General features: G+C 40.4%; 4 protein-coding genes and 1 pseudogene. 4 read left to right on the forward strand and 1 reads right to left on the reverse strand.

All coding sequences use genetic code 11. The features are described from left to right. Positions 1-151, forward strand: a 151-nt coding sequence (locus H5072_RS10315; protein ID WP_182693480.1) for a DnaJ domain-containing protein, incomplete at its 5' end; no start/stop codon positions are given. Positions 152-173: 22 nt separating this feature from the next. Here the strand turns inward: H5072_RS10315 and dbpA are convergent. After that, entirely contained in the window at positions 174-1,562 is a 1,389-nt protein-coding gene (dbpA, locus tag H5072_RS10320) for an ATP-dependent RNA helicase DbpA (RefSeq protein WP_002960948.1), read from the reverse strand. 189 nt (positions 1,563-1,751) lie between these two features. Here dbpA and H5072_RS10325 point away from each other — a divergent pair, with 189 nt between their 5' ends. The 3 genes and pseudogenes from H5072_RS10325 to H5072_RS10335 form a co-directional block, all read left to right on the forward strand. After that, positions 1,752-3,830 (forward strand): TonB-dependent siderophore receptor, encoded by a 2,079-nt coding sequence (locus H5072_RS10325; protein WP_182693481.1) that lies wholly within the window; start codon positions 1,752-1,754, stop codon positions 3,828-3,830. Positions 3,831-4,010: 180 nt separating this feature from the next. Beyond that, positions 4,011-5,411 (forward strand): M20/M25/M40 family metallo-hydrolase, encoded by a 1,401-nt coding sequence (locus H5072_RS10330; RefSeq protein WP_182693482.1) that lies wholly within the window; start codon positions 4,011-4,013, stop codon positions 5,409-5,411. Positions 5,412-5,497: 86 nt separating this feature from the next. Beyond that, positions 5,498-5,775 (forward strand): annotated as a pseudogene (locus tag H5072_RS10335) (sel1 repeat family protein); the annotation flags it as partial.

Raw genomic sequence — 5,775 nt, forward strand, 5'->3', positions numbered from 1 at the left:
GAAGTTACCCGAAAATTTCACTCTTAAAAACATTCAAAAGCGCTGGAGACAACTTGCATTACAGATGCACCCAGATAAACCAAATGGTTGTGAAGTTAAGTTTAAAAAAATAAAATTACAATACGAGCAGCTAAAGGTAGCTGCTCGCTAATTAGTTAATTTAGCGGTTTAAATTAACGAGTAAGGCGACGAGCGCGTATTTTACGCCCTTTAATGTTGCCTTCGGTTAGTTTGCGAAGTGCTGGTTTTGATGAGTTACGTTCAACAGCAACAAATGCTACGTTATCAAGTACGTTAATTTTACCTACTTGACGACCTGCAACCCCATCCTTACCTGTTAAAGCACCTAAAATATCCCCAGCGCGGACTTTTTGCTTTTTACCTGAATCAATCATCAAAGTAACCATTTCAGGGCGGTACGGCGGTTTATCTAATAAATTAAACGGCGGCATTTGCTCTGGAGTAATATCACGCTCGTAATGATCGCCAATTTGTGCAATTTTAAACGCTTCAGCTTCACCATAAATAGAACAAGCAATGCCCTTTTTACCAGCACGACCAGTTCGGCCAACACGGTGAACATGTGTTTGCGTGTCATGTGCTAAATGGTAGTTAATAACCATATCCATGTCATCAATATCTAAACCTCGTGCAGCAACATCGGTTGCAACAAGTATTGAAGCACTTTTATTTGAAAAGTGAATTAGCGTACGTTCACGATCGCGTTGCTCTAAATCACCGTGCAATGCAACAGCGCTGAAGCCTTCGTCAGCTAAATCATCACACACTTGTTGAGTTTCTACTTTGGTATTACAAAATACAACACAGCTTTGTGGTGTAAATTTAAGAAGTAATAACTTAAGCGTTGGATAGCGCTGCTTATTGTTATCCATTTTGTAGAAGTACTGCTTAATTGTGCTTTTGGCTTGCTCTTCTTCTACTTTAACCATTTCTGGATTTTTAAGTACACGCTTAGCAATTGCTTCAATAGCTCTTGGGAAAGTAGCACTAAATAACAATGTTTGACGATTTTGTGGAATACGCTCAATAATTGCATCTAATGTGTCTTGAAAACCCATATCAAGCATTTGATCGGCTTCATCAAGCACCAATGTTTCCACATCATCTAAGCGTAGAGTACCTTTACGAATATGGTCATCAACACGCCCTGGCGTGCCAACAATAATATGCGCACCATGTTCAAGTGAACCTATTTGCGGGCCAATTGAAACACCACCACATAACGTCAATATTTTAATGTTATGAATGCCGCGCGCTAATTTACGCATTTCTACCGCAACCTGCTCGGCAAGTTCACGAGTCGGACACAAGACTAAAGATTGAATACGAAAGCGTTTTACGTTTAATTTAGCTAACACACCCAAGCTAAACGCAGCAGTTTTACCTGAACCGGTTTTTGCCTGAGCAATGATGTCTTTACCAGCAAGTACAGGCGGCAAACTTTGCGCTTGTACAGGTGTCATGTGGGCATAGCCAAGGGTTGATAAGTTATCAACGAGTCCAGCCGGTAAAGCCAAAGATGAAAAAGCAGTTGAAGTCACAGTAAGTTCCATAGCAATAAAATAACATGGGAGAAAGCCCCACTAATATGCAGCTTATAATAGCAGAATTCGTAATTGGCAACCATTAACAAACACATTATAAAACATGTTAATGAAAGGTGTTGAAAATGATAGTAGTTTGCATTAAGATCGCGATTGTTTTTTACATACCTGCGCTGGAAGCAATTAATGAAACTGAATTCTATTTACATAGCACTATTAGCAAGCATTACAACAAGCACATATGCAAACACTACCGACCTTGAACGCATAGAAGTAAAGGGTAGCTACTTTAACGATTACAAAGTAGATAACGCTAATGGCGCAATGAGAACATCAGCTTCATTACTTGAAACTGCACAATCTGTCACTGTAATAACCGACACTATTATTAGCGAACAGCTTGCCACTACACTTGGCGAAGTACTCACAAATGACGCAAGCTTAACTGCAGGCTCACAACAACGAAATCGTGAGGTATTTAACTTACGCGGCTTTGAGCTGAGCTCATCGACAGGTTATTTACGCGACGGTCATCAGCATTGGTCGCACTATCAGCAACCAATCGAAATTTTGCAGCAAGTTGAAGTAATTAAAGGCCCATCAAGTATTTTATATGGTCAGTCAGGCCCGGGTGGCTTGGTTAACATGGTAACTAAAAAACCTACAGCACAAACACTATTTAATGCCAGTGCCGATGTAGATCAGCATGGCTCAACCCGCTTTATGGTTGATGCTGCAGGTGCCTTGACTGAATCGAAAGATTTACGTGCTCGCGGGATTTTAGTAAAGCAAGACGTTGACTACTGGCGTGAGTACCAAAACGGTGAAAATCGTGAACGCGACCGCTTTTTAGGTGCTTTAATTGTAGATTACGATATTAGCGATAACGCATTAGTACGTGTGCATTACGACCGCACAGATGACGAAGCAGGTTTAGATACTGGCGCATGGATAGACGATAATGCTAATGTAATTGGTAGCGATAAAACAATCCGTGATATGTCTTGGGCGTTTACCGATATTACCGTAGAAAACCTAGGTGTAGACCTAGAAGTATTTTTAACCGATAACTGGCAAGTAAAACTTGGCTATAACGAACAAACGTTTGAACGTCAACGCTTTGAGTCAGCACCTCGCATGCCTAGTAGCTTTGCTGAAGGTGACAGCTATGAATCTCGTCCTTACGACCGTTTTGACGATTGGCAATTTAAAACTGCATTTATTGATTTTATTGGTGAATTTAAAACAGGTAGCTTACAGCATCAGTTTTTAATTGGCGCAAACTCGCTAGATTACTACTACGGGCAACGCCGTACTTCTGCTGACTACTTTGATTTTTCTGCAGGACAAGCAGAACCATCACGCCCATCTGTAAGTTATAAAACAGATGATACAGTAAGCGAAACTGAATACGACTATTACGGTATTTACGTTCAGGACTTAATTTCGTTCTCACCACAATGGCAATTATCGCTAGGTGGCCGTTACGATAAGCAAACTCGAGAAGGTGCAGATAACGAGTCATTTGTACCAAAGGTAGGTGTGCTTTATCATCCAAATACTTCGGCAACTATATATGCAAGTTACTCAGAAGGTTTTGAGCCTCAAGGTAGTGAAACTCTGATTGATGAAACCGATGTAAATAATGGCATGAAGCTAGATGCCATTACCTCAGAGCAAAGAGAGATTGGTATTAAATGGCAATTATTTGATGACCGTTTACTGCTTACAGGTGCAATTTTTGATATTAGTAAAGAAGGCACACTTGTTAGCGAACAGCTTGAGACGCCTATTGGCTCATTCACAAGTGAAACAAACCAAGTGGGTGAACAACGCCATAAAGGTATTGAAGTAAGCGCACAAGGTGCTGCTACCGACCGCTTATTTGTTATGGCATCAACTATGTATCTAGATGCTAACTTTGAACGCGATGAAGTATTGGAAGGTAAACGCCCTACCGATGCACCAAAATGGTCGGCATCACTTTGGACTCGTTATGAATTAAACGACGCCATTGCCATTAACGCTGGCGCTTTTTACGAAGGCGAGCGCTTTGCAGATAGCGATAATACAATTACTAAAGATGCATATACACGTGTTGATGTTGGCGCCACTTATAAGTTTAACTTAAGCAATACCGATATTAATTTACGTCTTAACATCGAAAACTTATTTGATAAAAGCTATTTAGGTGGTGGCGGCACGAGTAATGTAACTGTTGGCGAGGGCACAAATCTTCGTTTAGCAGCGCAATTTAGCTTTTAAATAAATGCCTTAAATAACAGTGTTAAAAGATAGCCCGCGTACATTTACGCGGGCTTTTTTATATCTAAACTTTTATACCTAACAGCATTAAACCTATTACAAAGCCTATTCATCTCATCTATTTTTTATCATGTTTGTTACATGTTCTAATAGCGCTAATTATTAAAAAGGCTTACCCAAATGAAAAAATTAATTACCGCACTGCTGCTTACTAGCAGTATGGCTGCAAACGCTAACAACGCCGAATTTACCCAAAAGCAATTACAACAAGTCAATGAAGTGCGCACCTCTGCACTAAATAGTGATCTAAGCTATAAATTACTAGAGTCATTAACAACTGAGGTTGGCCCTCGCTTACCTGGTACTGAAAATGATAAAAAAGCAGTGGCATGGGCTAAAGCTAAATTTAATGAGCTTGGTTTTGATAAAGTATGGCTTGAAGAAGCGACTTTTCCTGAATGGCGCCGTTATAGCGAAAGCGGAAAAATACTAACACCAAGCGAGCAACCTCTACATTTAACTGCATTAGGTAACAGTATAAGCACGCCTAAAGGTGGGATCACAGCGCCAGTAGTCTTATTCGAAACACTTGATGAGTTAATTGCAGCACCTGCAAACAGCCTAAAAGGTAAAATTGCTTATATTAATTACCGCATGAACCGCGATATAGACGGGAATGGTTACGGACCTGCTGTAAAAGCACGTGGCACAGGCGCTATAGAGGCGTCTAAAAAAGGCGCTGTTGCCTACATGATGCGCTCGGTAAGTACTGGTCATCATCGTTTTGCACACACTGGCGGTAGTTACTACAAAGAAGGTGTTACAAAAATACCTAATGTAACCATTGCTAACCCAGATGCCGATCAAATAGCACGACTCATTGCTTTAGATAAAGACGTATCGGTAAATATTAATGTGCAAACCGAAAGCCTTGGTGAAGGCACTGGTTATAACGTTATTGGCCAATTTAATGGTACCGAAAACCCTGAGCAGTATGTATTAATTGGCGGGCATTTAGATTCTTGGGACTTAGGGACTGGCGCACTAGATGACGGCGCAGGCGTTGCACTAACAATGGCAGCCGCTAAACATATTAGCGATGTAAAGCGTCCTAAGCGAAGTATTCGTGTGGTACTTTTTGCAGCCGAAGAGCTAGGCCTTTGGGGTGCAAAAGCCTATTTTGCAAAGCATAAAAACGAGCTAAGCAATATTGTTGCAGCAGCTGAGTCTGATTTTGGCGCTGATGTTGTATATGCTTTTGAATCGAACGTAAGCGCAGAGTCACTTCCTGTAGTGCGTGCTATTGCAGAAGAACTTTCGCCGTTAAATATTGAGCATATTGGTAAAAACCAAGCGAATGGTGGCCCTGATCTAATTCCACTTAAAGCAGCAACCTCAGCACCTATTTTTGAACTTGCTCAAGATGGAACAGATTACTTTGATTACCACCATACAGCTGACGATACGCTTGATAAAGTAACACCTGCTAAGCTTCGTCAAAATACCGCTGCATATGCTGTATTTGCTCTAATGGCTGCCGATGCAAAAACCACTATCAAGCCTAAAGCTCAAAATAAGTAATAACAGACATACTTACTTACAGTTTGTAGCTTTAACTAACACGCTTCTTGTTTTACCTTTAGGTAATTAAACAAGGAGCGTGCTTTATGTTACTTTTCAACACGAGTGAATCATTTCCACATTTTGCACAAACAACACGCTGCCCTCATTGTCAAAGCGACGCCTACCATTTAGTAAATAAAAGCCGCTATTTACGATTTAGCATTTTACCTATGCTTGCCTTAAAATTAAGCTATAAACGCGAGTGCTATCAATGCGGAAAAAGCGAACCGGTTAAAATATCGCAACTACCGTTAATAGAAAAACTAAGCCTACCTAAATACTTTATTGGTGTATTTTTATTACTTTGGATTGTTTTATTTGT

It is taken from the genome of Pseudoalteromonas sp. SR45-5 (genome assembly GCF_014163565.1).
GTDB classification, from domain to species: domain Bacteria; phylum Pseudomonadota; class Gammaproteobacteria; order Enterobacterales; family Alteromonadaceae; genus Pseudoalteromonas; species Pseudoalteromonas distincta.

Coding starts and splice junctions, on each gene's coding strand:
- H5072_RS10325 (WP_182693481.1), top strand. CDS start 1,752: ATGAAACTGAATTCTATTTACATAGCACTATTAGCAAGCATTACAACA.
- H5072_RS10330 (WP_182693482.1), top strand. CDS start 4,011: ATGAAAAAATTAATTACCGCACTGCTGCTTACTAGCAGTATGGCTGCA.